At 59.0% G+C, this 2,945-nt stretch carries 2 protein-coding genes and 1 pseudogene; all 3 read right to left on the bottom strand.

Annotated elements, in window-relative coordinates:
* Positions 1-475, bottom strand: a pseudogene (locus QM579_RS00485) (hypothetical protein); the annotation flags it as partial.
* Positions 472-1,905 (bottom strand): efflux RND transporter periplasmic adaptor subunit, encoded by a 1,434-nt coding sequence (locus QM579_RS00480; protein WP_414997280.1) that lies wholly within the window; start codon positions 1,903-1,905, stop codon positions 472-474. The gene QM579_RS00480 and the pseudogene QM579_RS00485, both read right to left, overlap by 4 nt.
* Positions 1,902-2,759, bottom strand: coding sequence for an efflux RND transporter periplasmic adaptor subunit (locus QM579_RS00475; RefSeq protein ID WP_414997279.1), 858 nt, complete (start codon positions 2,757-2,759; stop codon positions 1,902-1,904). The genes QM579_RS00480 and QM579_RS00475 overlap by 4 nt, the downstream gene beginning before the upstream one ends.
* Between the last annotated feature and the right edge of the window lie 186 nt (positions 2,760-2,945).

Raw genomic sequence — 2,945 nt, 5'->3', positions numbered from 1 at the left:
TACGCGACAGCGGCATGGTGGAACGCCTTCTGCGGGAACACAGGCAGCGCACGCAACAGCCTTTGGGTAAATTTTTACTGAAAAACAGATAGTTTTTCAGTAAAAATTTACCCAAAGGCTGTTGCGTGCGCTGCCTGTGTTCCCGCAGAAGGCGTTCCACCATGCCGCTGTCGCGTACAAGGCTGTTGGCTGCCAAAAACTTGCCAAACCGCTCCACTGTTTCAGTGGTGACAGAAAGCGTTGTGCGGGCAGAAATATCTCCGGCAATGGCTTCGGCCCCGGCAAGATGCCAGCAGGCGAGCATTTCAGCCTCAAGCCACCCCACTTGAAAGAACAGGTTCCGCCCCGGATCTTCCAGCACCCAGGCAGGTGACCCGTCATGCCGGTCAGGGGCACGGTGCAGCAGCACCTCTTCCCGCAGTGGCGGAAGCATAGCTGCCCCCCCCATCGTACCAGCCACAGGTGCGTTACTCATAGTCCCAACCAGAGGCGCGCTGTGGCCAACGGCCTGCGCAAAAGATAAGACAGCAAAAAGGTGCGCTGCCCGTACAGTTTCGCAGTGCCTTTAAGCCCTATGCGCAGCGTGGATTTTTCGTCTGCTGAAGCACTGTCAAAAGTTGCGCGGGTTCTGTAGGCCAAGGTTCCGTCCGCTACGGGCACAGCCCGGTACCCCACCCGTTCCAGACTGGCGTCAACGGGCGAGGCTGGCGCAGCATTCATGAACAGGCGAACCTCAGCCCCCGGATGCAGAGGAATGGCGTCAGCAAGGGCCACATGGGCCTCAAGTTCCACATCCTGAGGATTGGCGATGACCATGATGCGCTCGCCAAGCGCCACGGGCCTGCCGCTCCATTCCTGCGGATCGTCAAACACGGCAATGCCCGGAACTTCGGCGCGAATCTCCGTGCGCTCCAGCATGCTTTCAAGATAAATAACATCACTGGCAGCCTGATCTTTTTGCCCGCGCAAAATACCCACAGTGGCCTTGCTGCGCTCGTCAAAAAGAGCCTGCTGTTGTGCCTGGCGCAGCTCGGCCTGAGCCACGGCCAGGCTTTGACGGGCGGCCTCAAGCTTTCCCTTGATGTCCTGCGCATCCAGCAGCACCAGCAGATCACCTTTTTGCACAGGGGCATTGGGCTGCACGGTAATGCGGTCAACTACTCCGTGCAGGGAGGCGCGCACGGTGGAAGGATTGCGTGGCACGATCTCGGCAGGAGCCAGCACAGACTGCCGCACGGGAAAAAACGAAACCAGAAGCAGAACCAGTGCTACGGCCAGCCTCCAGCGGGAATGACGCGCCTTTCGCACAAGGCCTCTCCAGCCAGATTCCATAAATCCGCCGCCCGAAGCGCCACGCAGGGCCAACCATGCGTGAGCGTAGGCGTCTGTCAGAGGCGTCAACAACGATATGTCCTGCTGGGTCCAGGGCTCTTCCCTGCACAGCACAAGTGCCGCCAGAGGAGTGGATTTTTTTGTGGCTGCCCCGGCATCGTCACTGGCGTTTGGCTTTAAAGGCAAGGGAAGCCATAAGGCGTGCTCTGGCAAATACTGGTGCCACATTTCCTTGTCGCCAGCCTGCGGAAGCAAAAGAGCGGCGCTGTCGTCATTGGCTCTGGCAGCGTGCGATGCTGCTGCGTGGCGGCGCAAGACTTCTGAAAGCCACATGGTGAAGGGCGCGTTTTGTGCAGGGTCCGCCAGACCGGACAAGGCCCGTACAGTACTGCCTTCCACGCTGCCGTCCACGATTTCTCCCGTCCATAGAACCGCTTGCCTATAGGCAACGAGGGAATTTGTCTCATTGACCATGACAAAACCCAGAGCAAGCCTGTCTTCGCAATGGCGGGCGCGCTGCTCCAGCTTCAGGAGCAGCGCCAGCCTGTTGACCAGGTCTGGCTGCATGCTCATGGCCGTTCGCCGCTTTCCTGATTATTGTCGTGTGGCATATCAATTAATATTGTGCCGCTCATGCCGGGCATAAGAGGAGCCTGCCCTTCCACAGGGGCTTCATTGGCAAGCAGGGCCACTATCTTAACAGACTGGCTTACAGGATCGACCACCCCTGCGATTCGCGAAACAGTGGCGGCGTAACGCCCCCCGGTTTCGTCCACGGCAATGGTCAGGGCATACCCGGGCCGGAGCCAGGCCAGCCAGCCGGACGGCACGATGGTTTCCACTTCAAAGGCGCTGTCGTCATAAATGGTGAGCAACTTTGTGCCTTCGGATACGTGTTCCGCAGCCCGGACAAAGGTTTCGCCTATGCGGCCGGAAAATGGAGCCGTAATACTGCAACGGTCCATCATAACGCGCTCTACGCGGGTTTCGGCTGCGGCAACGCCCAGACCTGAACGTGCCTGCTCATAATCGCCCGTACTGATGGAACCAAGCTTGTTAAGATCACGCGCTACACCGTATTTTTTTGCCGCCGCGGATTCAGCCTGCGCCGCACGGTCAAACCGGGCCTTGAAAAGAGTGCTGTCAAAAGCGATGAGCACATCCCCCTTGTTGAAACGCTCCCCTTCCCTGAAACGCACGGAAGTGATCCTTCCGGCAAGTTCGCTTGAAATGACGGCCTGATTAATAGCCACAAGCTGTGCCCGCTGCCCTTCACCTGGCGCGGCAGCCTGTGCCGGATGCGCCACAACAGTCATTATGACCGCCAGCAGCAGCGCGGCAGCGCGAATATACGCATGCCAACGCCTGAACGTCGGCCTTAAAACGGGCATTGAGGCGGATGTGCCGCTGAAAAAAGAAAACGTCATATCTTGTCCTGTTCAATGGTGTTTCGGGCCGCCACAGCCAGACGGCTGACTGCGGCGGCCCTGTGGACGGCGGGTCCACGCTCCGGGCAGGAGGACATTCACGAAACGCGGGTATGCCTCAAGGATGAGCCGAAAGCGAACCGAGGCTGTCCCACGGCTGGCCACGCACCAGATGCACGGCGGGAT

Source organism: Desulfovibrio sp. (assembly GCF_047607245.1).
Classification (GTDB): domain Bacteria; phylum Desulfobacterota; class Desulfovibrionia; order Desulfovibrionales; family Desulfovibrionaceae; genus Desulfovibrio.
This window is presented reverse-complemented; position numbering and strand designations above follow the sequence as displayed.

Excerpts from the sequence above, each read along its gene's own strand:
- QM579_RS00480 (WP_414997280.1), bottom strand. The coding sequence starts at position 1,905 with ATGAGCATGCAGCCAGACCTGGTCAACAGGCTGGCGCTGCTCCTGAAG.
- QM579_RS00475 (WP_414997279.1), bottom strand. The coding sequence starts at position 2,759 with ATGACGTTTTCTTTTTTCAGCGGCACATCCGCCTCAATGCCCGTTTTA.